The sequence below is a fragment of the Kineosporiaceae bacterium SCSIO 59966 genome, assembly GCA_020881835.1.
Taxonomy (GTDB): domain Bacteria; phylum Actinomycetota; class Actinomycetes; order Actinomycetales; family SCSIO-59966; genus SCSIO-59966.
Map to the genome: position 1 here is coordinate 2246885 of CP052876.1, position 22895 is coordinate 2269779.

The 22895-nt window shown below is 71.0% G+C and carries 20 protein-coding genes; 6 read left to right on the plus strand and 14 right to left on the minus strand.

All coding sequences use genetic code 11. From position 1 onward, the window contains the following. Positions 1-36: 36 nt before the first annotated feature. Positions 37-732: a response regulator transcription factor gene (locus HJG43_10445; protein ID UER54890.1), complete on the plus strand. Its 696-nt coding sequence runs from the start codon at positions 37-39 to the stop codon at positions 730-732. Beyond that, the gene (locus HJG43_10450) at positions 729-3290 is read left to right on the plus strand and encodes a DUF4173 domain-containing protein (protein ID UER54891.1); all 2562 of its coding nucleotides are present in this window, start codon (positions 729-731) and stop codon (positions 3288-3290) included. The genes HJG43_10445 and HJG43_10450 overlap by 4 nt, the downstream gene beginning before the upstream one ends. A 98-nt stretch (positions 3291-3388) precedes the next feature. Here HJG43_10450 and HJG43_10455 read toward each other — a convergent pair whose 3' ends face one another. The 5 genes from HJG43_10455 to nrfD form a co-directional block, all read right to left on the minus strand. Then, on the minus strand, positions 3389-4117 hold the full coding sequence (locus HJG43_10455) for a 4Fe-4S dicluster domain-containing protein (protein ID UER54892.1): 729 nt from the start codon (positions 4115-4117) through the stop codon (positions 3389-3391). A 2-nt stretch (positions 4118-4119) separates the two neighbouring features. Beyond that, the gene (locus tag HJG43_10460; GenBank protein UER54893.1) at positions 4120-4389 is read right to left on the minus strand and encodes a hypothetical protein; all 270 of its coding nucleotides are present in this window, start codon (positions 4387-4389) and stop codon (positions 4120-4122) included. A 209-nt stretch (positions 4390-4598) separates the two neighbouring features. Then, entirely contained in the window at positions 4599-5918 is a 1320-nt protein-coding gene (locus tag HJG43_10465; protein UER55890.1) for an IS1380 family transposase, read from the minus strand. 189 nt (positions 5919-6107) lie between these two features. Further along, positions 6108-8351, minus strand: coding sequence for a molybdopterin-dependent oxidoreductase (locus HJG43_10470; protein ID UER54894.1), 2244 nt, complete (start codon positions 8349-8351; stop codon positions 6108-6110). A gap of 42 nt (positions 8352-8393) precedes the next feature. After that, positions 8394-9353 carry a polysulfide reductase NrfD gene (gene nrfD / locus HJG43_10475; GenBank protein UER54895.1) on the minus strand — a complete coding sequence of 320 codons (960 nt, stop codon included), beginning with the start codon at positions 9351-9353 and terminating at the stop codon, positions 8394-8396. A gap of 191 nt (positions 9354-9544) precedes the next feature. Between nrfD and HJG43_10480 the strand changes: the two genes are divergently transcribed. Beyond that, a complete protein-coding gene (locus tag HJG43_10480; protein ID UER54896.1) occupies positions 9545-9883 on the plus strand; it encodes a carboxymuconolactone decarboxylase family protein in 339 nt (112 codons plus the stop codon). Between the two features lie 38 nt (positions 9884-9921). Here the strand turns inward: HJG43_10480 and HJG43_10485 are convergent, their stop codons facing one another. After that, the gene (locus HJG43_10485; protein ID UER54897.1) at positions 9922-12288 is read right to left on the minus strand and encodes an MMPL family transporter; all 2367 of its coding nucleotides are present in this window, start codon (positions 12286-12288) and stop codon (positions 9922-9924) included. 39 nt (positions 12289-12327) lie between these two features. Further along, positions 12328-12933, minus strand: a complete 606-nt coding sequence (locus HJG43_10490) for a TetR family transcriptional regulator (GenBank protein UER54898.1) — start codon at positions 12931-12933, stop codon at positions 12328-12330. Positions 12934-13020: 87 nt separating this feature from the next. Between HJG43_10490 and HJG43_10495 the strand changes: the two genes are divergently transcribed. Further along, positions 13021-13509 (plus strand): MarR family transcriptional regulator, encoded by a 489-nt coding sequence (locus HJG43_10495; GenBank protein ID UER54899.1) that lies wholly within the window; start codon positions 13021-13023, stop codon positions 13507-13509. Beyond that, entirely contained in the window at positions 13506-15146 is a 1641-nt protein-coding gene (locus tag HJG43_10500; protein UER54900.1) for an MFS transporter, read from the plus strand. The genes HJG43_10495 and HJG43_10500 overlap by 4 nt, the downstream gene beginning before the upstream one ends. 7 nt (positions 15147-15153) lie before the next feature. Here HJG43_10500 and HJG43_10505 read toward each other — a convergent pair whose 3' ends face one another. The 7 genes from HJG43_10505 to HJG43_10535 all read right to left on the minus strand — a co-directional run bounded on the left by HJG43_10505 (position 15154) and on the right by HJG43_10535 (position 22083). Next, a complete protein-coding gene (locus HJG43_10505; GenBank protein UER55891.1) occupies positions 15154-15576 on the minus strand; it encodes a dehydratase in 423 nt (140 codons plus the stop codon). 50 nt (positions 15577-15626) lie between these two features. After that, a complete protein-coding gene (locus HJG43_10510; protein ID UER54901.1) occupies positions 15627-16781 on the minus strand; it encodes an acyl-CoA dehydrogenase in 1155 nt (384 codons plus the stop codon). 10 nt (positions 16782-16791) lie between these two features. Continuing rightward, positions 16792-17568: a 2,3-dehydroadipyl-CoA hydratase gene (locus HJG43_10515; GenBank protein ID UER54902.1), complete on the minus strand. Its 777-nt coding sequence runs from the start codon at positions 17566-17568 to the stop codon at positions 16792-16794. Beyond that, complete coding sequence (locus HJG43_10520; protein ID UER55892.1) at positions 17561-19204, minus strand: long-chain-fatty-acid--CoA ligase; 1644 nt, start codon at positions 19202-19204, stop codon at positions 17561-17563. The genes HJG43_10515 and HJG43_10520 overlap by 8 nt, the downstream gene beginning before the upstream one ends. A gap of 64 nt (positions 19205-19268) precedes the next feature. Continuing rightward, the gene (locus HJG43_10525) at positions 19269-20012 is read right to left on the minus strand and encodes an SDR family NAD(P)-dependent oxidoreductase (protein ID UER54903.1); all 744 of its coding nucleotides are present in this window, start codon (positions 20010-20012) and stop codon (positions 19269-19271) included. A 9-nt stretch (positions 20013-20021) separates the two neighbouring features. Beyond that, entirely contained in the window at positions 20022-21197 is a 1176-nt protein-coding gene (locus tag HJG43_10530) for a thiolase family protein (protein ID UER54904.1), read from the minus strand. Beyond that, complete coding sequence (locus tag HJG43_10535) at positions 21187-22083, minus strand: CoA transferase (GenBank protein ID UER55893.1); 897 nt, start codon at positions 22081-22083, stop codon at positions 21187-21189. Before HJG43_10535 ends, HJG43_10530 begins: the two co-directional genes overlap by 11 nt. A gap of 130 nt (positions 22084-22213) precedes the next feature. On the opposite strand from HJG43_10535, the gene HJG43_10540 reads away from it, so the two are divergent. Continuing rightward, complete coding sequence (locus HJG43_10540; GenBank protein UER54905.1) at positions 22214-22849, plus strand: TetR family transcriptional regulator; 636 nt, start codon at positions 22214-22216, stop codon at positions 22847-22849. Positions 22850-22895: the final 46 nt, after the last annotated feature.

The window sequence follows — 22895 nt, forward strand, 5'->3', positions numbered from 1 at the left end:
CCCGCTCCGACGGCGCGGTGCTCATAGCCTGCCCCCATGACACCCCGCCGCCGCGTGCTCGTCGTCGAGGACGACCCGGTGATCGCAGGGTCGGTCAGCGACCGGCTCGTCGCCGAGGGCTACCAGGTGGTCCGGGCCGTGGACGGGCCAGCGGCGGTCGCGGCGTTCGCCGCGCACTGTCCCGACGTCGTCGTCCTCGACGTCATGCTGCCCGGCTTCGACGGGCACGAGGTGTGCCGGCGCATCCAGGCCCAGCGGCCGGTGCCCGTGCTCATGCTCACCGCGCGCACGGAGGAGGCGGACGTCCTGCGCGGCCTGACCGCGGGCGCAGACGACTACCTCACCAAGCCGTTCCGGATGCGCGAGCTCGTCGCCCGGGTGGCTGCCCTGCTGCGCCGGGTGGAGCGAGCAGCGGCACTGGTTGAGGGGCCCCGCGACCTCGGCGACCTACGCGTGGACGGCGCCGCCCGGCGGGTGTGGGTCGCCGGCCGGGAGGTGCGGCTCACGCCCACCGAGCTGGACCTGCTGCTGTACCTGGCCGCGACCCCGGGCGCGGTCGTCAGCCGCGAGCGCCTGCTCACGGAGGTCTGGGACTGGCCCGGTGCGTCCGGGACCCGCACGGTGGACAGTCACGTCAAGGGCCTGCGCGCGAAGATCGGCGCGCAGCGGGTCCGCACCGTGCACGGCGTGGGCTACGCGCTCGAGCCGGTGAGCCCCGGGCCGGAGCGGTGACCGGTCAGCCGCTGGCCGGGGTGTCCTCGCTGAAGATCAAGCTCGGTCTGCTCGTCGTCGTCAGCGTGCTCGTCACCGCCGGGGTGGCGGTTCTCGGCGACACCGCCGGAGTGCCGTTGTGGCTGAGCCTGCCGGTGACGGTGCTCGTCGCGCTCGCGGTGACCCAGCTGCTGGCCGCGGGGATGATCGCCCCGCTGCGGCAGATGACAGAGGCGGCCCGGCGGATGGCGACCGGCGACACGACCGTGCGCGTCGACGAGGCTTCCGCGGACGAGGTCGGTGACCTTGCCCGGGCGTTCAACACGATGGCCCGTGACCTGGCCGCGGTCGACCGCCAGCGACGCGAGCTGGTCGCCAACGTCAGCCACGAGCTGCGCACCCCCCTGGCCGGCCTGTACGCCGTGCTGGAGAACGTCGCCGACGGGGTCGTCACGCCGCAGGACCGATCGCTCGCCGTCGCCCTCGTGCAGGCCGAGCGGCTCAACCGCCTCGTCGCCGACCTGCTCGACCTCGCCCGGGTCGACGCCGGGCGGGCGCCGCTGGACCCCGTCCCGGTGCCACTCGCGGAACTGCTGCAGGACGCCGCCGCCGAGGTCGGGGTGCTGGACCGGCCGGTCGACGTCCAGGTCGAGGTGCGGCCGGAGGGCCTTGTCGTCCGCGCCGACCCGGCCCGACTGCACCAGCTGGTCGCGAACCTGCTCGACAACGCCTCCCGGCACGCCCCGGCCGGCAGCACGGTCCACGTCAGCGCGACCGCACACGGCGACCGGTACCGGCTCGAGGTCCGCGACCACGGACCCGGCATCGCCCCCACGGACCGGCAGCGGGCGCTCGAACGGTTCGGCACGTTGCGGGCCGCTGAGGGCGGCGGGGGCACCGGCCTCGGCCTGGCCATCGCCCGCTGGGTCGCCGAGCTGCACGGCGGGCGCATCGCCGTCCTCGACCCACCGGACGGCGGACCCGGAGCCCTCGTCCGGGTGGACCTGCCGGTCGAGGCGACGGCGCGGGCCGCAGGCCCGGACGACGACCCGGACGACGACCCGGACGGCGTCCAGGACGGCGTCCAGGACGCTGACGCCGGGACGCGGCTCGTCACCGCCCGGCCGCTCGTCGAGGAGACCCTGGGCCGGTTCTGGCCCGAGCGGAACCCGCGCCCGCGACCGGGTCTGCTGGCCGGTGCGGCGGCGGTCGGAGTGCTGGCGGCCGCACTGCTGCCCGACCTCGGCCTCGGCACGTTCCTCGTGCTGCTGGCGGCCGGGGCGGTGGTGCTGGCGGCGGCGTGGAGCCGTCGGTCCCCCGCGCTGCTCACCGGCGCGGTGCTCTGCCTCCTGCTGGCGGGGACGAGCGTCCTGCGGGACGCCGACTGGGTCGTCGTCCTGGCTCTGGTCGTCGGCGCAGCCCTGTGCGTCGTCACCGTCACCGCGACCAGCACCGTGCCGGGCACCGTGCTGTCCGGGCTGGCCTGGCCGGTGGCCGGCCTACGGGGGCTGCCCTGGTTGGGGCGCACGCTGGCACAGCTGACCGGCCGCGGCCGCGGGGCCGCCGTGCTGCGGACGACGGTCTGGTCCCTGGTCGGGCTCGTCGTGTTCGGTGCGCTGCTCGTCTCCGCGGACGCGCTGCTGGCGCGGTGGGCGAACGCGGTGCTGCCTGCGGTCCGCACGGACACGCTCGTCCTGCGCGGCTTCGTCACGGTCGCAGTCGGCGGGGCGGTGCTCGCCGCGGCGTACCTCGCGCTCAATCCTCCGCCCGTGGACCGGGCCGCAGCACGGGGTCCGTCCGCCCGCCTTGGTCACCGTTTCGAGTGGCTGGCGCCGGTTCTCGTCGTCGACGGCGTGCTTGCGGTGTTCCTCCTCGCCCAGACCACCGTCCTCCTCGGTGGCCACGACGTCCTGCGGACGACGGGACTGACCTACGCCGAGTACGCCCGGCAGGGGTTCGGACAGCTCACCGTGGTCACTGCCCTGACCTTGCTCGTGGCCTCGGCCGCCGCACGGCGTGCCCGGGTCGACGACCGGCAGGACCGACTGTGGCTGCGGATCTCGCTAGGACTGCTGGGTGCCCAGACGCTCGTCGTCGTCACCTCAGCGCTGCACCGGCTGTCGCTGTACCAGGAGGCGTACGGCGTGACCAGGCTGCGCCTGCTCGGAGGGGTGTTCGAGACCTGGCTCGGCCTCGTCGTCCTCGCCGTGCTGGTCGCCGGCGTACGACTGCGCGGCAGCTGGCTGCCCCGGTTCGCCGTGCTGACCGGCGTCGCGGCCCTGCTGGGGCTCGTGGCACTGAACCCGGACGCGTGGATCGCCGAGCGCAACCTCGAACGGTACGCCGCGACCGGGAAGGTGGACTGGGACTACCTGGCCGGTCTGTCCGCCGACGCGGTGCCGGTACTGGTGGAGCTGCCGGCCGGTCAGCGGGCGTGCGTGCTGACCGGGGACGACGGGGCACCCGTCCGCTGGCAGGACTGGAACCTCGGGTGGGCCCGCGCGCACGCCGCCCTTGCCGAGGTCCCCGCAACCGGTGTCCCCGGTGTCGACGTGCGGTGCGCCGACACGCAGGGCTGACCCGCAGGGCTGACCCGGACGACCGCTGGCCACGGACCGGGTTGCGGTCCGTGGCCAGCTCGTCTGGCCAGCCTGTCGGCCGGGTGGGCGGTCGGCGCCTAGGAACGCGCCCCGGCGATGGTGGTCGGCTCGACCGCAATCGTGTCGAGGCCCGTGCGGTGCACCGCGCGACGCTGGACGGGGATGTAGTAGACGCTGGGGTTCGTGCCCATGTCCGTCTGCAGCTGCAGGGCGCCCTCCTCACGGATGAGGCGGGAGACCTCGGAGTCCGGGTCGTTGAGGTCGCCGACGAACCGGGCCCGGGCCGGGCAGGTCTCGATGCACATCGGCAGCGCTCCAGCGTCGATCCGGTCGATGCAGAAGTCGCACTTCTCCACCGTGCCACGGACCCCTGAGGTGACCGCCGAGGAGCCGAGCGCGTGCTCGGTGGGGCGCTTGGGCGCCTTCTCGTTGAAGATCCGGACGCCGTAGGGGCAGGCCTGGATGCAGGCGCGGCAGCCGATGCAGTCGTCGGAGTGGATACCGACGATGCCGTCGTCGCGCTTGTAGGTGGCCCCGGTGGGGCACACCGGCAGACAGGCCGGCTCCTCGCAGTGCTGGCAGGCCAGCGGCAGGAACGTCAGGGCGGGGTGCTCGACCGAGCCGCCGACCTGGTCGATCTCGTCGCCCTCGACCGTGAGCACCCGGTTCCACCAGACGCCTTCGGGCAGGTTGTTCTTGATCTTGCAGGAGACCGAGCAGCTCTGGCAGCCGATGCACCGGTTGAGGTCGATCACCATGCCCCACCGGCGTGAACGAGCCGGTGTCTTGGTGGAAGCGTTCGACATGGTCACTTCTCCTTCACGAGGGTCGGGGCGCCGCGTCGCTGGGCTTCGGGCATGGCAGGAACCGTGGCCGGGTCGACCTTGGCCACCTGCACCAGGACGTCGAAGAACGAGCAGCTGTAGTGCCGGACGTTGGCTTGTTCGTGGGTGAGCTCCTGGTAGCCACCGGCCAGGAACTGGTGCCGTTGCCACCCCTTGTTGATGTTGCAGGTGTTGTCGGGGTAGGCGTTGTTGGTGCGGACCTTGAGGTAGACCTCACCGCGGTCGTTGAACACTCTGACCCTGATTTTTCAGCCGGGTTCGCCCTGCCCGGTTTGTCTTGATCGGATTCGACGATTCCGGGCCCGTTGGGGTCAGCGGTTGAGGCGTCGGCTCGGTCGCTGACTCCGTTGGGTTGCTGTCTGCTGCTGATGAGGGCGTCCGGGGGTGATCAGGGCGCGTGTCATCGCATTGGGTGCTCGGTGATCTTGTGGTTCGGTGGTGGTCAGCCGAAGGCGGGCAGGGCCCGTATCCGTTTGAGCGCGTCGGTGAACGCTTCGACGTGGGGGTAGGCGGCGGCGAACCGCAGGTGCAGGCGCCGCCCGGAGCGCACGAGGCGGGCGGCGACGTTCAGGAACGCCAGCCGCAGTCGTTTGCCGCGGGCGCGGCGGTACGCCCGGGGCAGGGCCAAGGTCCGCAGCCACAGGGCGACGTTGTGGGCCAGCGCGGCGGCCTGCCAGTACAGCCAGTTCCCGAAGAACGACTGGACGGGTGCGTGGATCATCCCGAAGTCGTTCTTGAGCGCCCGGATGGTGTCCTCGGGGATCCCGCCGCGCAGCCGGTGGTGGGCCTCCACCTCGGCTGCGGTCATCCGCTCGCCCGGCACGTTGGTGATGATGGCGTGCAGCCGCCAGCCGTCCAGGTCGTCGATCGCCAGCTGCTCGCCGTCGGCCTTGGGTTGGCGGCGCACGATCAACCGCACGGTGCGCCCGAGCAACGTCGTGCTGGTCTCGGCGACCTGGCTGCCCTTGCCGGTCTCGTTGCCGAGTGCCGGCGCCCAGACCGTGGCGTCGTCGCTGGCCAGCGCGTGCACCGCGGCGGCGACGTTCGGGTAGTCGCGGGCGGTGACCGAGTAGTCCGCGTCGTGGCGTTCGGCGGCCGCGATCACCTGGTCCTGGTAGCCGGCGGAGTCCACCCGGATCCACAGTCGATAGGAGCCCCGGCAGCCCGTTGGGATGGCGCCGACGCACTCGTCGATGAAGCTGCCCATCGCGCGGCCGTCGTTGGCGGCGCCGCCGCGGGCCCGCAGCGCCAGCACGTCCCCGGTCTCCCCGCACACCCCGACCAGCGGGGACAGCGCCGTCTGCCCGGTCCGGGAGAACGCGCTGCCTTCCTTGCCCGGCCCGTAGACCGCCACCCTCGTGGCGTCCGGGTCGATCGTCAGCCGGTTCCCGTCGGGGGCGGCGCCGCAGGCCCACGCCCGGCGCAGCATCGCCCGGTTGACCGCCGCGGCCTTGACGACCCGGCCCAGGTCCGCCCCGGCCAGGAACCGCCACGAGGTGGCGACGCTCGGCAGCGCGTTCGCGCCGCGCAGCGCGGCGGTCGCGGGGTCGGCCAGCAGGTACCGGTCGGACAGGAAGTCCCCGCCGGCCAGCAGCATCTCCACCAGCGCCCGGTAACATTCACCCCCGGTGTAGCCGCCGGGGCCGATCGGGCGCAGCTCGCGCCGGTCGGCCTCGGCCACGAGATTCAGCCGGTCCAGCACCGGACCCCACAACGCCACCCCCGCCACCGGCGTCAGATCCGCCTCCGAGGCGCTCACCACGGGCACCGGCACCGGCCGCGCCGGACGCGCCAGCACGACATCCTCGACCTCGAACAACAGCCCGGTATCGTTCACCTCGAAGGTGCCCTTCCTGCTCGGTGATCGCGGCTTCGACAACCACGATCTTCCCTTGCAGCAAGGGCACTTTCGCGTCACGACACGGGCGTCAAGTCATCGCCGGCTGCAAAATCAGGGTCTGACGACGTCCCCGTCGACGAGACCACGGGCGGCCATCTCCCGCTCGTTGAGCTCGACCAGGGGCTCGGGGTCCATCTCGCGCAGTACCGGCACCTCGTACCAGGTGCTGTGCACCCGGTACTTGGAGTGCCGTTGGTTGAGCACGAGCGGGAACCTGGCGAACTTGGGGTTGTCCCGCCACGCCTCGAACGGGGGCTCGAAGTGCGGCAACGGGTCCACCCCGCGGGTCACCGGGACTCGCAGCGACGGCATGGACTCGGGGAAGTTCACGATGACACCCTCGGCGTAGAACTCCGCCTTGCCGGACGGGGTCATGAACCCTCCGTCGGCCAGCGGGATGTAGCCGGCGTCAAAGAGCCGGGCCACTCCGTCGCGCCGGAACTCCTCGGCCACCTGCGGCCGCTGCAGCACCTCGGCGATCCTGTCCACGATGTGGTCGATCCACACGGTGGGCTCCTCGGTGAAGTACTCGCCGACGCCGAGGCGCTGGGCGAGCGCACCGAAGATCTCGTAGTCCGACCGTGCCTGACCGACGTTGGCGATGGCCTTCTGCTGCCGCATGAGGAACGGGTGCATCCCCGCGCACAGGTCGTCGTTCTCGAACCAGCTCGTGACCGGCAGGACGATGTCGGCCATCCGCGCCGTGTCGTTCATGACCATCTCGAGGCTGACGACAAGCTCGAGGTTGTCCTCGGCAAGCATCTCGTTGCGGATGCGGTTCTGGTTCGGGAAGTTGCTGACGAAGTTCGAGGCGTTGAAGATGATCGCCTTGACTGGCCACTCCACCGGCTCAGGGGTGTCCGATCGCGGTCCCGCGAAGGGGTTGTCTGGGTCGGCGGGTACCCACTGCTGGACGACGCCCTTGGCCACGGCGTCGTAGAGCAGCAGGTAGTTCAGCTTGGCCGTGTGGGTGCCGGTCGGCATCGTCCACTCGTCCAGGACGCCGGGGGTGAAGATGATGCTGATCGCGGTGCCACCCATGAGGGAGCCGAGTGGCGTGGCACCGGGCTTGCCGATCTGCCCGGTGATGACGCCGAGCGTAGCCAGTCCCCGGCCGACGAGATCGGCGTTGTCCCACCGGTCGATGCCCATCCCTGAGTAGATGAAGGACGGTCCAGCGGTGGCGTAGCGACGGGCGACCTCGCGCACCAGCGCGGGCTCGACGTCGGTGACGTCCCACATCGCCTCGGGGCTGTGCTGGGCCGCCGTGTCGGCCAGCAGCTGGAAGGCCGGCCGGACGGTGACGGCGCCGTCGGCGGTGTCCACCTGGAACGTGCCGAAGATGGCCGTCGTGGCGGTGTTGTCGTCAGCCGGGACCGGCTTCCCGGTGCCGGGGTCCATAGCCAGCACGACCGCGTCCGCCGCCGGGTCCAGGTCGTTGGCGCGCAGGAACAGACCGTTGTCCTCGCGGACCAGGTAGGTGGCCACGGTGTGCGCACGCAGGTAGGTCTCGTCGTAGAGCCCTTCCTCGATGACCGTGTTCACCATGGACATGGCCAGCGCACTGTCCGAGCCAGGGCGGGGGCGGACCCAGATGTGAGCCTTGCTGGCTGCCTCCGAGAACCGGGGGTCGATGACGATGAGCTTGGCGCCGTTGTCGAGGGCGTCGGCGAAGAAGTGCCAGTTGTGCACCTGCGACTCGGTGACGTTGGTGCCCCACGCGATGATGGTGCGCGCGTTCGCGATGTCCTCGGGCTGGTGGGCCAGCATCCAGGCTGCCATCCCGCTGGCCAGGTTGGCCGCGACCTGGGTCTCGCCAGTGGCCAGGCCGAGGTCGATGGAGTCGACCGCCAGCGTGCCCCCGAGCACGTTGGCCATGCGGTGCGCAGCACCGGCCAGTGCGCCGTTGAGGATGGCGTAGCTGCCGGACAGTGGCGCGAAGCACACGGCCTTGTTGCCGTACCGCTGCCTGATTCCGGTCAGCTTGGTGGCAATCTCGTCGAGCGCCTCGTCCCAGGAGATCTCCTCCCAGAGGTTCTCTCCGCGCTTGCCGGCTCGACGCAGCGGGGTGGTGATCCGGTCGGTGCCGTACACGCGCTGCGGGTGGCTGAGACCCCGCAGGCAGATCCGGTTGTACCGCGGGTCCGGCAGCGGAGCCGCGGTGGTCTCCACGAGCTTTCCGTCACGGACGTGCGCGTAGATCCGGCAGTTCATCCAGCAGTTTGGCGTGCAGGCGGTGGAGAAGACCTGCTCACCCTCGGCGGGCAGCAGCGGTAGAGGTGCTGTCAGTGTCATGGGAAGGACTCCAGTAGGTCGGTGCGATCGAGGGGCGGCGGTTCAGCCGAGCGGGGTGACCTTGACGCCGGCGCAGAGCTGGGCGTAGCGGAACTGCAGGCTGCCGAGCACGCTGAGCGCGCCGCCGGTGGCCAGCAGCACGGCACCGGTGCTGGGAGCAGCGAGGGCGATGAGGGTGAGGATGACCGGGACGCCGTACCCGACCAGGACGCTGACCCAGAAGTGGCCGGCCATGCGCCCCCGCAGCAGGCGGTGCAACCCGGCCCGGGCGGCCGGAGAGTGCTCGTGGGCACGCTCGACGACGTACATGTGGGTAAGGCCCAAGGTGGCGACGAGTCCGACGAGGAAGCCGATCGCGAGCTCGGTCTGCACCTGCTCGAGACGTCCCCCCACGGCGAGCACGAGCAGCGTCAGCCCCATCGACGAGGTCAGCGCGTGGGCGATGAACTGTGCCGGCACCAGCGCGGAGTGCCACAGGCGGATCGACAGTCCCTCGTACATCACCATGCCGGGGTAGGCGATGATGAGCGCAGCGGCGGCGAAGGCGACGGCGATCATCACCTGTGCCGTCAGGTTGGCCTCGAGGAAGGGCTCGTCGGTCCACGGCAGAGCCTCGAACCAACCGGGGAGCAGGTAGACGGCGCCGACGATGAGGAAGACGAAGTCGGCGATCGCGCCGCGTGCGATCCACGACCGGTCAGGCCGCTTCAGCGCCTTGAGCACGCGTTCCGGACGACCGAGGTCGAGGATCAGGATCAGCCCGCCGATGCCGACGAGGACCAGACCCAGGACGTCGAGGAGGGACAGTCCGAGAACCGTTCCGGTGTCGGCGATCGAGAAGGCGTGCCGCACCATGAACGTGCCGGCCCCCAACCCCATCGCCCAGAACCACAGAGCGTGCGGAAACCGCCAGTACGGCTGCGGAACCAGGTGGGGAGCGAACCGGTCGTAGGTCCGCTCCCGTTCGATCAAGGTGGGTTCGATCCGGGTCGGTGTGGTCATGCCTGCCTCCGGTCAAGGGTGCCGGCGTCGCCGGCCTGCGGTGCCAGGGTCGCGGCCCGGGCCCGAGGTTCGTAATAGGTCCTTGGACCCTGAAACCTCGGGCGACCTTGCGCCGGTAGGGTGCCGCTCACGGCGGCCCTCGCCGCGACGTGAGGAGTCCGGGAGGTCCCGGCACGAGGAGGCACAGGACTATGGCGGAGCCAGCGGAGTACCTGCCGGCGGTCTACCAGGAGTTCCGGGACCGCTACCCGGCGGTCGCCACGGCCCAGGACGCCCTGGCACGGGAGATGACGGCTGCTGCGCCGTTCGACGAGCGCACCGTGCGGCTGCTCAAGCTGGCCCTCGCCGTCGGCTCGCAGTCCGAGGGTGCAGTGCGCTCGAACGCCCGCAAGGCCCTCTCGCTAGGTGTCACCCCCGACGAGCTGCGGGCGGTCGCCATGCTGGCGGTGACGACGTGCGGGTTCCCCACCGCGATCAGCGGCCTCGGGTGGGTCGACGACGTGGTGGCTGCGCAGCCGCAGCAGGGCTGAGCCCCGCCGCGACAGCGCAGCCAGCCGTCGCGGCGCGGTTACCGCCTCCCCACGGCAGCGGGCCGAGGCGTCTCCTTGCTGTCCGGGTCCTGGGTGAGCATCCGGGTCAGGCGGTGGCCCTCGACGTCGAGGTTGGGCAGGATGCGGTCCAGCCAGCGCGGCAGCCACCACGCCTTGTCGCCGAACAGCGCCATCAGCGCCGGGGTCAGGGTGATCCGGACCAGGAACGCGTCGATGAGGATGCCGATCGCCAGGGCGAACCCGATCTGCTTGATCATCACGTCGTCGGTGAAGACGAAGCCGGCGAACACCGAGACCATGATGACGGCGGCGGCGACCACGACCCTGCTGGCCTGGTCGAACCCGTGCACCACGCTGGCGCTGCCGTGATGACCGTGCACGTAGGCCTCTCGCATCGAGGAGACCAGGAAGACCTGGTAGTCCATCGCCAGGCCGTACAGGATCCCGGTGGCGATCACCGGGATGAAGCTCATCAGCGGCCCGCCGGTGTCGATGCCCACCAGCCAGCCGAGCCAGCCCCAGGAGAACACCGCGGTGGTCACCCCGAGCGTCGCCAGGATGCTGAGCAGGAACCCGATGGTCGCCTGGACGGGGACGACGACCGAGCGGAACACCACCAGGAGGATGAGCAGCGACAGGACGACGATGAGCGCCAGGTAGACCGGGACGATCTCGGCGAGGCGATCGGACATGTCGATCGCGATGGCGGTGAAGCCGGTGACACCGATCACGACGTCGTGGGCCTGCGCGACGGGCGACGTGGGGGCACGCAGGCTCTCGACGAGGTCGGCGGTGGCGTCGTCGTCCGGGCCCGTGGTGGGGATCACGCTGAGCACGGCCATCTGCCCGTCCCGGCTGATCCCGACGGGCACAGCGGCCACGACCTCCTCGCGCTGCTGCAGCTGCTGCGTCACCGCGCCCATGGTCTGGACGTCGAGCGCGTCACCCTGGCGGGACTCCACGGTCACCAGCAGGGGACCGTTGAACCCCTCACCGAACCCACGGGTGACGGCCTCGTAGCTCTGCCGGGCGGCGGTGTCGGTGTTGGCGGTCGCACCCGTGGGCAGGCCCAGGTCCATGCTCACCGCCGGGACGGCTCCGACCCCGAGCAGCGTGACCACACCGACGATCACCGGCCAGCGGAACCGGACCACGGTGCTGACCCAGCGGTCAGCCACGCCGCGGCGCTCCGCCTCACGGCGCGCGTGCCCGGTGCGGCGGCTCCGGGCGGAGACGATCCGCTCCCCGACGAGTCCGAGCAGCGCCGGGAGCAGGGTCATGGCGATGAGGACGGCGAGCAGAACCGTACCCGCCGCGACCAGAGCCATCGTGGTGAGCAGCGAGATCCCGATGACCGTCAGGGCAACGAGGGCCACGATCACCGTCAGACCGGCGAAGAGCACCGCACTGCCCGCCGTACCGACCGCCCGGCCGGCAGCCTCCCGGGCATCGAGGCCCTGGTCGATGATCAGCCGCCGCTGCCGGTTGACGACGAACAGGGCGTAGTCGATCCCGACCGCCAGGCCGATCATCAGCCCTAGGACGGGGGTGAAGCTGTTCATCTCCACCGTCGTCGACACCGCGAACGCCGTGCCCACCCCGATCCCCACCCCGACCAGGGCGGTGACCAGCGGGAGACCCGCGGCGACCAGGGAGCCGAGCGTCAGCACCAGGACCACGGCAGCGACTGCGAGACCGACGACCTCGGCAGGACCGACGGGGATCGTGATCGCCTTCAGCGAGTCGCTCGGGAGGACCTGCAGACCGGTGCCCGCTCCGGCGTCCTCGACCACGTCGAGGACCGAGGACACCTGCTCGTCCGTCAGCGACGTCGACGGCACGGTGAACTGGAACTGGAAGAGCGCCACGGGTGCCTGGGTGGAGACCAGCACACCGGGGACCGGGACGCCGTCGACGACCAGCGGCCGGTACGGCGGGATCTGGGCGCCGAGGTCACTCGGGGGCTGCGTCTGCGCAGCGGGCGGCGCCTGCTCACCACCCGGCGGCTGCTCCGCGCCGGGTGCCACTGGCGACTGCCCAGCGGCCTGGGCCAGGTCCGCGGGGTCGACCACCTGCTCGAGCGCGTAGACCTCCTGCACCGTCCCGGCGATGGCGGCTGTCCGCTCCGGGGTCTCCAGCTGCTCCCCCTCCGGCACGGTGAAGACCACGCTGGCCTGGCCACCGGAGGCCTCCGGCAGCTCCTCGGCGACGCGGTCGAGCACCTGCTGCGCCTCGGTGTTGTCGATCTTCATCTCCGAGGTGACCCTCACCCCGTTCAGCACCAGGGCGGCCCCGACCGCTGCGAGCACGAGCAACCACCCGATGATGAACGGCCACGGCCTGCCGTAGACGGTGCGACCCAGGCGGTACAGGAACGTGGACACGCGGTCCTCCTCAGTAGGTGCTCGATGTGCGGACGCGGCTCAGAAGCCGGTCCGAAGGTGCCTGAAGGCGAGGTCGAGGAACTGCTCGAACTCCATGGACTGGGGGCTCGGTCGCCGGTCCCCCGGCAACCGGACGTCGACCAGCCCTTCCAGCGCGGAGGTGACCATGCCGTACAGGGCACCGAAGAGCAGGGAGACGTAGGCCTGGGGGTAGCGGTCCCCCGCCACGGAGCGGAGCCGCTGCTCCGCCTCGAGGCGCATCCGGTGGTGGACGCTGTGCACGTAGGGCTCCAGCGACGGGAACCTCCGGGAGAGCCCGATGACCTCCCGCATCCGGGACAGGGTCGCCCTGGTCAGCTGCAGGCGCAGGACGGCGTGGATCGCGTCGAGCAGCGGGACCCCGCCGGACAGTTTCTCCAGGGCGTCGCTCGCCGCGTCGAGACCGGAGTAGGCCACCGACGCGACCGCGGCCTCCTTGCAGGGGTAGTGGTTGGCGAAGGTCCTTCGCGAGTACCCCGCCCGCTGGGCCACGTCGTCGATGACGAAGCCGTCGAGGCCCCGCTCCTTCGCCAGCTCGAACGCCGACTCGGCAAGGGCCTGGGCGGTCGCTGCGCGCTTCTTCTCCCGCAGGCCGGTCCGGCTCACGCCGGCACTCTCCCGCCAACGTTGCCCAAAGAGCAAGGTTTCCCAGTGCGCACTTCGTCACACTCGCTCGGCAGTTATGCTTGGCACATGCAACTAAAGGCCGACGAGACGCGCGACGTGCTCGATCGGGTCGAGCGGGAGATGACCCGACTGGTCCGCAGGGCCCAGCACGTCACCCTGCACACCGACGCACCGGGACAGCCGCTGGAGCGCAGCGCCTACCTGATCCTCGGCCTGCTGAACGACCGCGGCCCGATGCGCAACACGGCGCTGGCGGAGCTGCTGCAGCTGGACGGCTCGACGGTGAGCCGGCATGTCGCTGGCCTGCAGCGCGACGGCCTGGTCACCCGAGAGGCCGACCCGGACGACGGTCGGGCGGCCCAGGTGCGACTGACACCGACCGGTCGGCGCGCCGTCGAGTCCACCCGGCGTGCCCGTCGGGGCGCCCTGCGCGAGCTCATCGGCTCCTGGCCGCCGGAGGACCAGCAGACCCTCGCGGTGCTGCTGGCACGGTTGAACGCAGGGCTCGACGACGCCTATACCCAGGCTCACGAGAAGGAGAACGCACCCGCATGACCACACCCGCGGATCCACCGCAGGCCACGGCGGACCAGCCGGCCATGCCCCGGTTGGAGCACCGACAGATCCTCACGGTGCTCTTCGGCCTCATGCTCGGCATGCTCGTCGCGGCGCTGTCCCAGACGATCGTCGCCACCGCACTACCGACGATCGTCGGCGAGCTGGGCGGGCAGGAGCAGCTGGCGTGGGTCGTCTCGGCGACGCTGCTGACCTCGACCGCGTCCACCCCGATCTGGGGAAAGCTCTCCGACCTGTACGGCCGAAAGATCATGTTCCAGCTGGCCATCGGGATCTTCCTGGTGGCGTCACTGGCCAGCGGGTTCTCCCAGAGCATGGGCCAGCTGATCGCCTCCCGGGCGGTCCAGGGTCTCGGCGCAGGCGGGTTGATGGCGCTGTCCCAGGCCATCATCGGGGACGTCGTGAGCCCCCGGGAACGGGGGCGCTACCAGGGCTACATGGGCTCGGTGTTCGCGCTGTCCACCGTGGCCGGGCCGCTGCTCGGCGGGTTCCTGGTGGAGCACCTGTCCTGGCGGTGGACGTTCTGGGTGGGTATCCCGATCGGCCTGGCCGCGCTGGTGGTGACCGAGCGGGTGCTGCAGCTGCCGTTCCCCCGACGGCAGCACTCGATCGACTGGCTCGGTGCGTTCTTCATCGTGGCGTCGGTCAGCTCACTGCTGCTGATGCTGTCGCTGGGGGGCAAGGAGTTCGCCTGGAACTCGCCGTGGACCTACGGTCTGAGCGCCGCGGCCGCCGTGCTGCTGGGACTCGCGGTCTGGCAGGAACGGCGCTCCCCCGAGCCGATCATGCCGCCGCGCCTGTTCAGCAACCACACCTTCGCGATCACCAGCCTGGCCGGGTTCGTCGTGGGCGTCGCCATGTTCGGTGCGATCATCTTCCTGCCCCAGTACCTGCAGATCGTCAAGGGCCAGTCGCCCACCGCGTCGGGACTGCTGACCCTGCCGATGGTGGCCGGCCAGCTGGGCGCCGCCATCAGCTCCGGACGGGCGATCACGGCCACCGGTCGGTACAAGGTCTTCCCGGTCGTCGGGCTTCTCGTGGCCAGCATCGGGCTGTGGTTGATGAGCCTGCTCGACGCCGACACCTCGTTGCCGGTCGCCGGGGTGTACATGTTCGTCACCGGCGTCGGGCTCGGTCTGGTGATGCAGGTCCTCGTGCTCGCCGCCCAGAACGCAGTCGACCGCAGCGACCTCGGAGTCGCCACCTCCGGCGCGACGTTCTTCCGCTCCCTCGGCGGGGCCCTGGGTGTCGCGGTGTTCGGCGCACTGCTCACCCACCGTCTCGCCGACACGATCCCCGCTCGGCTCGCCGAAGCCGGCCTGCAGGTCGAACAGCTCGCCGGCGGCATCCCCACGCTCGGCAGCCCGGAGCAGATCGCCCAGCTGCCGGGACCAGTGCACACCGCGGTGGTCAACGGCTTCGCTGACGCACTGCAGACGACGTTCCTCGCCGCGGTGCCGTTTGCCCTCGTCGGCTTCGTCGTGATCCTGTTCCTGCGGGAGACCCCCCTGCGGCAGCACGCCCAGGAGCAGACGGCCGGCGAGGACCTCGCCGAGGCCTACGAGACGTCGGTGGAGCCGGGTAGCGATCTCGGTCAGGGTGCTCGGGAGAGGTGACGACGGATCAGGCCTGCTGCCGCGACCGCACCAGCGTCTCCACCTGCAGCTCCAGGACGGGCCGCCCGTGCTGGTTGCGCAGCTCGCCGGCCATGGTGACCAGAGACCGGCCGTCCGCCTCCGGTACCACGGACCGCACGGTGATCGAGCACGTGAGGACGTCTCCGGCGCGCACGGGCCGAAGAAAGCGCAGGCTGCTGATCTCCTTACCGGCGACCACGTCGTAGCGGTGGAAGAGGCCGGTCACCGCTAGCCGCTGGAAGACCGAGGCGGTGTACAGGCCGCTGGCGATCAGGCCACCGAAGGCGCTGGCCGCGGCGAGCTCGCCGTCGACGTGGAAGTACTGCGGGTCCCAGGTGGTGGCGAACGCCACCATCTCCTGCTCGGTGACGGCGTGTGAGCCGCAGTCGATCTCCTGCCCGACGGGCATGTCCTCGGCGGGCAGGAGCGACTGCGCGGTCGGTTCGAGGTCGGGATCGGTCACAGGGCTCGGGCCACCAGTTCCTTCATGATCTCGTTCGTCCCTCCGTAGATCTTCTGGACGCGCGCAGCGGCGTACATCCGAGCGATCGGGTACTCCATCATGTAGCCGTATCCGCCGAAGACCTGCAGGCACCGGTCGACGACCTTGTTCTGGACGTCGGTGCACCAGAACTTCGCCAGGGAGGCGCCCGCGGCGTCGAGGTCGCCGGCCAGGTGCCGGGTGATGCAGCTGTCGACGAGGGTGCGCGCCGCGAGGGCGTCGGCGGCACACTCCGCCAGGACGAACCGGGTGTTCTGGAAGGACATCAGGTCCTCGCCGAAGGCCTCCCGCTCCTTGGCGTAGGCGGTCGCGTGCCTGACGGCCGCCTCCGCGGTGGCGGCCGCCGTGACGGCGATGATGAGCCGCTCCTGCGGCAGCTGCTCCATGAGCTGCACGAAACCACGCCCCTCCACCGCGCCCAGCAGGTTGGCGACCGGGACGCGCATGTCGACGAAGGCCAGCTCTCTGGTGTCCTGGCCGTGCATGCCGATCTTCTGGAGCACCCGTCCCCGCTGGAAGCCTGGCAGGTCAGCCGTCTCGGCGACGATGAGGGACAGTCCTCTGGCCCCGGGCTCGTCACCGGTGCGTGCCACGATGATGAGCACGTCGCAGTGGGTTCCGTTGGAGATGAAGGTCTTCGAGCCGTTGATGACGTAGTCGTCACCGTCCCGGACGGCGCGGGTGCGCACCCGTTGCAGGTCCGACCCCGTCGTCGGCTCCGTCATCGCGATGGCCCCGACCAGGTCGCCGGACGCCATTCCGGGCAACCAGCGCTGCTTCTGCTCCGGTGTGCCGAAGGCGTTGACGTAGTGGGCGACGATCGTGCTGTGCACGCTGTTGGCCCAGGCGTCGTCGGCGGCACGTGCCTGCTCGGCCGCGAGAACGGCCTCGTGCGCGAACGTGCCTCCCCCGCCGCCGTACTCCTCGGGGATGCTGAGACACAGCAGGCCGGCCTGACCGGCGGCGCGCCAGAAGTCGCGGTCGACCATGTGCTGCTCTGCCCACCTGGCCTGGTGGGGCACGACCTCCTTGTCGAGGAAGGTCCGAGCCAGCTGACGGAGGTCCTCGAGCTCCTCGGTCATCCACGGTGACCGGTAGTCGTCCAGGATCACGGTGCCGTTCCTATCTGCCGGTGAAGGTGGGAGTGCGTCGGTTGATGAAGGCGTCGACCCCTTCACCGGCGTCGGCGGTGCCGAGCGCGAGGAGGAAGTTGCGACGTTCGTGGGCGAGCCCTTGGTGGAGCGGCAGGTCGTTGACCCGGCGCGCCGAGTCCGCCGCGTACGCCACGGCTCGAGGCGCGTTGCCGGCGATCTGCGCCGCGAGGTCCAGGGCACGACCGAGCACGTCGTCGTCGTCGGCGACATCGGCGACCAGACCGGCGGCGTGGGCCCACGCGGCGTCGACCGGGGTGCCGGTCAGGAGCATCTGCATGGCCTTGGCCTTGCCGATGGCGTGCACGAGCCGCTGGGTGCCTCCGGCACCGGGGATGACCCCGAGCCGGACCTCCGGGAGCGCGAAGCGGGCCGACCGGCCCGCGACGGCGGTGTCGCAGGCCAGGACCAGCTCGCACCCACCGCCGAAGGCCACACCGCGGACGGCGGCGATGGTCGGGACAGGTAGCCGCTCGATGGTCTCGAAGAGCCGGTCGAACGCCAGCGTGTCCAGGGGGGAGGCACCGGCCATGGTCGGGATCTCGCCGATGTCCGCGCCGGCGCAGAAGGCCTTCTGCGACCCGGTCAGGACGACGACGCGCACGGCCGGCTCGCCAGCCGCCTGCTCCAGGTGGCCGACGAGCTCGTCGACGAGTGCACGGCTCAACGCGTTGAGAGCGGCGGGCCGGTTGAGGGTCAGCACTCGAGCGGCACCGGTCGTCTCGGCGAGCACCAGCCGCTCAGGCATCGAGCTGCTCCCCGCCGTAGGTGCCGGCGTACTCCGCACGGATCCGCTTCTTGTCGAACTTGCCGACGCTCGTGCGGGGGATCTGCGTGACGATCTCGATGGCGTCGGGCAGCTGCCAGGTGGCGAACGCGCTGGACAGGTGGTCGCGGACCTCCTCCAGAGTGATCTGCTGGCCCGGCTTGGGGACGATGAGCACGAAGGGCCGCTCCTGCCACCTGGGGTGGCTCAGGCCGACGACTGCGGCCTCGGCGACGGCCGGGTGGGCGAGGAGCAGGTTCTCCATGTCGATGGACGAGATCCACTCCCCGCCGCTCTTGATGACGTCCTTGACCCGGTCGGTCACCTTGAGGTACCCGTCGGCGTCGATCGTGCCGACGTCGCCGCTGCGCCAGTACCCGTCGTGGAACCGGTCGGCCCGGTCCTCCTCGGTCATGTTGTGGTACGTCGTGGTCACCCACGGCCCGCGCACGCAGATCTCTCCCTGGGTGACGCCGTCCCACGGCACGTCGTTGCCAGTGCCGTCGATGAGCCGGATGTCGACGCCGGTGACCGGCAGGCCCTGCTTGCGCTTCAGCTCGAGCAGCTCGTCCTCGGTGAGACGCTCCCGAACGCTCGGCTTGTAGCGGTTCATCGTCACCAGCGGGGTGGTCTCGGTGGCTCCGTAGGCGTGGACGACCTCAGCACCAGTCAGCTCGCGGAAACCGCGCATCATGGTCAGCGGGGGCTCGGTCGCTCCGGACATCATCCGCAGCCGGGACAGGTCCGGCTTGGTCTCGAGCGTCTCGATGTACTGCAGCATGGGCAGGAAGATCGCTGGGGCCCCGTTCGCGACGGTGACCCCCTCGGCGATGAGCGCGTCGGTGAGCGGCCTGGTGTCCTCGGCCGTGTAGCGACCGGGCAGGACGATCTTGTTGGCCATCAGGGTCGCTGCCTGCGGCAGACCCCACGCCTGGCCGTGGAACATCGGTGTGATCAGCATGGTGCAGTCGTCGAGCACCATCCCGACGTTCGTAGCGATGGCACACGAGTGCAGGTAGATCGCCCGGTGGGAGTAGTACACGCCCTTGGGCCGACCGGTCGTGCCCGTCGTGTAGCACGCGCTGTACGCAGAGCGCTCGTCGACCTCGGGCCAGGTGATGTGCCCGTTCGCGGCGGCCACGAGGTCCTCGTAGTGGTGCACGTTGGGCAAGCTGGTCTGGACGTCGGACAACGGCTTGTCGGTCATCACGACCCAGGCCCGCACCCCCGGCAGTCTGGGAGCAACGGCTTCAGCGACCGGCAGCAGGGTCTCATCCACGCAGACGACGGACGTGCCGCTGTCCTCGATGACGAACGACAGGTCCTCCGGGCCGAGGCGGAGGTTGAGCTGGACCATGACCGCCGCGAGACCGGGGATGGCCCAGTAGAGCTCGTAGTGCCGGCGGCTGTTCCAGTCCAGGATGCCGACCCGGTCCCCAGGCTCGACACCGAGAGCACGCAGCGCGTTGGCGCCCCGGATGACGCGCTCGTACGCCGCCGCGTACGTGTAGCGGTCCCACCCTCCGTCCGCGGTCCGGTAGACGATCTCGCGCTCGGGGTGGGTCCGGGCGGCGTGCCGGATCAGCGTGGTCGTGTTGAGCTGGACGTCGTCACCCATGGTGGACGGGTACCCGGTGACGACGGGGCGAGTGGTGAAGGTCGATGTCACGACGGTCTCCTGTTCAGCGGGCGGCCATGCGCAGGGCTCCGTCGAGACGGATCACCTCGCCGTTGACCATCTGGTTCTCGATGATGTGGACAGCGAGGGCAGCGAACTCGGACGGGTCACCGAGGCGCGCCGGGAACGGCACCTGCTGCCCCAGGGACTCCCTGGCAGCCTCCGACAGCTCGCCCATCATGGGGGTGAGGAACAGTCCGGGGGCGATCGTGGCCACCCGGATGCCGTACCGGGCCAGCTCGCGCGCGATCGGCAGCGTCATGGCGACGACTCCGCCCTTCGAGGCGGAGTAGGCGGCCTGGCCGATCTGGCCCTCGAAGGCGGCGACCGACGCGGTGTTGACGATGACACCACGCTCGCCGCTGGGACCAGGTTCGCCGTCGCGCATGGCGGCGGCCGCGAGCCGGATGACGTTGAAGGTGCCGCCGAGGTTCACCTCGAGAACCCTCATGAAGTCCTCGAACGGGTGCGGTCCGGACCTGTCAAGCACCTTCTGCGCGACGCCGATACCGGCGCAGTTGACCACTCCGGCCAGCGGACCGGGCTGCTGAGTCGCGACGTCGACGGCATGGGCCACCGCACTGGCGTCGGTCACGTCGGTCTGGACGAGCACCGCTCCGGCCGGGGCCGTCCCGGCACGGTCTGCGACGACCACGTGGGCGCCGCGCTCGAGCAGCGCGGCAGCGGTCGCGCCGCCGAGCCCGGAGGCGCCGCCGGTGACGAGGAAGGTGCGGTCGGTGATCTGCATGCTGCTCCCTCAGTGGATGCGTTCGACGATGGTCGCGTTGGCCATGCCGCCGCCCTCGCAGATGGTCAGCAGCCCGTACCTGGCCTCTCTGCGCTCGAGCTCGGCCACGAGCAGGGTGAGCAGTCGGGCGCCGGTCGAGCCGAGCGGGTGGCCGATAGCGATCGACCCGCCGTTGACGTTGAGCTGGTCGTGGGGGTAGCCGAACTCCTCCAGCCACAGCAGGGGGACCGGTGCGAAGGCTTCGTTCACCTCGACGAGATCGATGTCACCGATGGTCAGCCCGGCCTGGTCGAGAGCCTTCTGCGTGGCCGGGACGATGGCGGTGAACTGCAGCACCGGGTCGTCCGCGGCGACCGCCATCGAGACGATGCGGGCCCTGGGCCGCAGCCCGGCCGCCTCGGCCGCGGAACGGTCGGCCACCAGGAGGGCAGCGGCGCCGTCGCTCACCTGCGAGGCGTTCCCGGCCGTGATGACGCCGTCCGGGGAGAAGACGGGCGGCAGCGCTGCGACCCGTGCAGGGTCGATGTCGGCCCGGATGCCCTCGTCGCGGGTCATCGGGGCGACGGAGCCCTCCTTGTCGGTGCCGTCGACGGGAACGAGCGCAGAGGCGAAGTAGCCGGCGTCCGTCGCAGCGGCGGCCCGGCGGTGGCTCTCGACGCTGAACGCGTCCAGCTGCTCGCGGGTGAGACCCCACTTGGCCGCGACCAGCTCGACGGAGGGCCCCTGAGCCGGCAGGTGCCCGCCGAACCGGGCGAGGGCACGCTCGCCGTACCAGTCGCCCCCGCCGCCGCCCGGGACGAAGAGCGGACCGAGGTCCACCCGGCTCATCGACTCGACCCCGGCACCGATCGCGAAGTCGTACTCCCCCGACTTGATCGCCTGGGCGGCGAAGTGGACCGCCTGCTGGCCGGACCCGCACTGGCGGTCCACGGTGGTCCCGGGCAGTGAGATGGGCAGACCGGCACCCAGCAACGCGTTGCGGGCGACGTTACCGGTCTGCTCCCCGCGCTGGAGGGCGCAGCCGACGATGACGTCGGAGAGCCGGTCGGGGTCGAGGCCGGTGCGCTCGGTCAGGTAGGACAGGGTGTGCGCCAGCAGGTCGACGGGGTGCCAGGTGCGCAGCTGTCCGCCGCGCTTGCCGACCGGGGTGCGCACGGCGTCGACGATGACGGGTTCACGAGTCATGGTGGATCCCCTTGGTGGTGGATGGGACGTGGGCGGAACCGGGACCGGGACCACCGCCGGACAGGTCCTCGACGGCGACGATCGGGATGTCGCGGTCATGGCCGAGGGCGACCCAGTGGGCGCTCCCCTCGGTGGCGAAACGGGCGGCGAGGTCCTCACGGGTCGTCCCGACGGCCGCGGCGAGGCGTCGGGCGAAGTGCGGTTCGAGCGCGCCCACGGCGACGTACCCGTCACTGGTGGCGTAGATGCCGTAGCCGGGTAGGCCCCCTCCGAGCGGGTTGCCGGGACCGGTCAACCCGTGACGTACTGCTGCCGACGCGGCAAGGGCCGCGTCGTCGAGGACGACGCGCTCGCGGACGCCGCGACCCTCGACCGTCCGCCGGCGCAGCCCGGCGAGCGTCGCGGTCACCGAGCGCTCGGCTCCCAGGACGTCGACGAAGGGCACGAGCGGCATCGTGGGCGGCGTGAGCGTGCCGCGGGCGGCCTGGTAGGTCAGGTCGTGTCCGGCCTCCTCGGAGCGTTCACCGTCGTAACCGACGATCTCGACCAGGACGAGACCGTGGCGCTCGACGCTGTTGGCCAGCTCGAGACGCTGCAACGCGGAGGGCCGCATCGAGGTCAGCAGCACGTCGGCACCAGCCAACCGGTCCTCCAGCGCTGCCCGGCCGGCCGGCTCCTTGAGGTCGAGCGTGACGACGTCCTGGCCGGCGACGAGCTCGTCGTACCAGCTCCTCGCCACCTCCCGGAGCGGGTCACCCCACGGCGGCTCCACCTTGGTGACCGTCGCGCCCATCGACGCGAGACGAGCGGCCGCCAGCGGCCCCGGCAGGTTCACGGCCAGAGACACCACGTCGACTCCCGCCAGCGTGGCGGAGGTGGGCGTCATGGGCACGGGCTCGCTCCTTTGCGATCACGGGTCTATACGACCGTACAGTCAACGTTACGTTCGTGCAATGGTTAGGATCGACGAGTTCGACGAGGCTGTCGCAGGACTCCACCAGGGACGAGGTCGAGACATGGCGCGACCGGTGCCCGCAGGGACGGCGCGCGCGGACGACATCACGGCCAAGGCACGGATCCGGAACGCCGCGCTCGAGCTGTTTGCCCGGGACGGAGTCGAGGGCACCTCCCTGCGGGCTGTCGCCGCGGCGGCGGGCGTGACGGTCGGCCTGATCGTCCACCACTACGGGACCAAGGAAGCGCTGCGCGAAGCCGTCGAGCTCGCCATCGTCGAGAGGTTCGCGGACGCGATCGCGTCCGTCCCGCTCGACAGCCGCCCGGCCGGACGGCTCGCAGCCGCCCGGGACGAGGCGGTCGCCGACATGCTGGCGGCAAGTCCGGCGATCGTCGACTACCTCCGCAGAGCCCTGCTCGACGGCGGGGGCGAGCAGGGCGACCTCGTGAGCCGGCTCAGCCAGCTGTCCGCACAGCAGGTCCACGACCTGCGCGCAGCCGGCGTCGCCTCGACCAACCACACCGTGGGCGAGCAGGTCCTCACCATCATGGTCCGCCAGTTCGGACGCCTCTTCCTCCAGCCCCTCGTCGACCGCATCTCCCACGAGTTCCCCGAGGACATCGACCCGTCGAGGACGCCCCCGCGGCTCACGGTCGAGCTGGCCCTCGACGCCTCACGCGCCGACGACCGAGACTGACCTCCCTGCCCCGGGGCCCTTTGGGGAGGCGGGGCGGTGACTGGTC

Excerpts from the sequence above, each read along its gene's own strand:
- HJG43_10525 (UER54903.1), bottom strand. The coding sequence starts at position 20,012 with ATGCAGATCACCGACCGCACCTTCCTCGTCACCGGCGGCGCCTCCGGG.
- nrfD (UER54895.1), bottom strand. The coding sequence starts at position 9,353 with ATGACCACACCGACCCGGATCGAACCCACCTTGATCGAACGGGAGCGG.
- HJG43_10535 (UER55893.1), bottom strand. The coding sequence starts at position 22,083 with ATGACGCCCACCTCCGCCACGCTGGCGGGAGTCGACGTGGTGTCTCTG.
- HJG43_10500 (UER54900.1), top strand. The coding sequence starts at position 13,506 with ATGACCACACCCGCGGATCCACCGCAGGCCACGGCGGACCAGCCGGCC.
- HJG43_10495 (UER54899.1), top strand. The coding sequence starts at position 13,021 with ATGCAACTAAAGGCCGACGAGACGCGCGACGTGCTCGATCGGGTCGAG.
- HJG43_10455 (UER54892.1), bottom strand. The coding sequence starts at position 4,117 with ATGTCGAACGCTTCCACCAAGACACCGGCTCGTTCACGCCGGTGGGGC.
- HJG43_10540 (UER54905.1), top strand. The coding sequence starts at position 22,214 with ATGGCGCGACCGGTGCCCGCAGGGACGGCGCGCGCGGACGACATCACG.
- HJG43_10470 (UER54894.1), bottom strand. The coding sequence starts at position 8,351 with ATGACACTGACAGCACCTCTACCGCTGCTGCCCGCCGAGGGTGAGCAG.
- HJG43_10505 (UER55891.1), bottom strand. The coding sequence starts at position 15,576 with ATGCCCGTCGGGCAGGAGATCGACTGCGGCTCACACGCCGTCACCGAG.
- HJG43_10480 (UER54896.1), top strand. The coding sequence starts at position 9,545 with ATGGCGGAGCCAGCGGAGTACCTGCCGGCGGTCTACCAGGAGTTCCGG.
- HJG43_10445 (UER54890.1), top strand. The coding sequence starts at position 37 with ATGACACCCCGCCGCCGCGTGCTCGTCGTCGAGGACGACCCGGTGATC.
- HJG43_10515 (UER54902.1), bottom strand. The coding sequence starts at position 17,568 with ATGCCTGAGCGGCTGGTGCTCGCCGAGACGACCGGTGCCGCTCGAGTG.
- HJG43_10520 (UER55892.1), bottom strand. The coding sequence starts at position 19,204 with ATGGGTGACGACGTCCAGCTCAACACGACCACGCTGATCCGGCACGCC.
- HJG43_10530 (UER54904.1), bottom strand. The coding sequence starts at position 21,197 with ATGACTCGTGAACCCGTCATCGTCGACGCCGTGCGCACCCCGGTCGGC.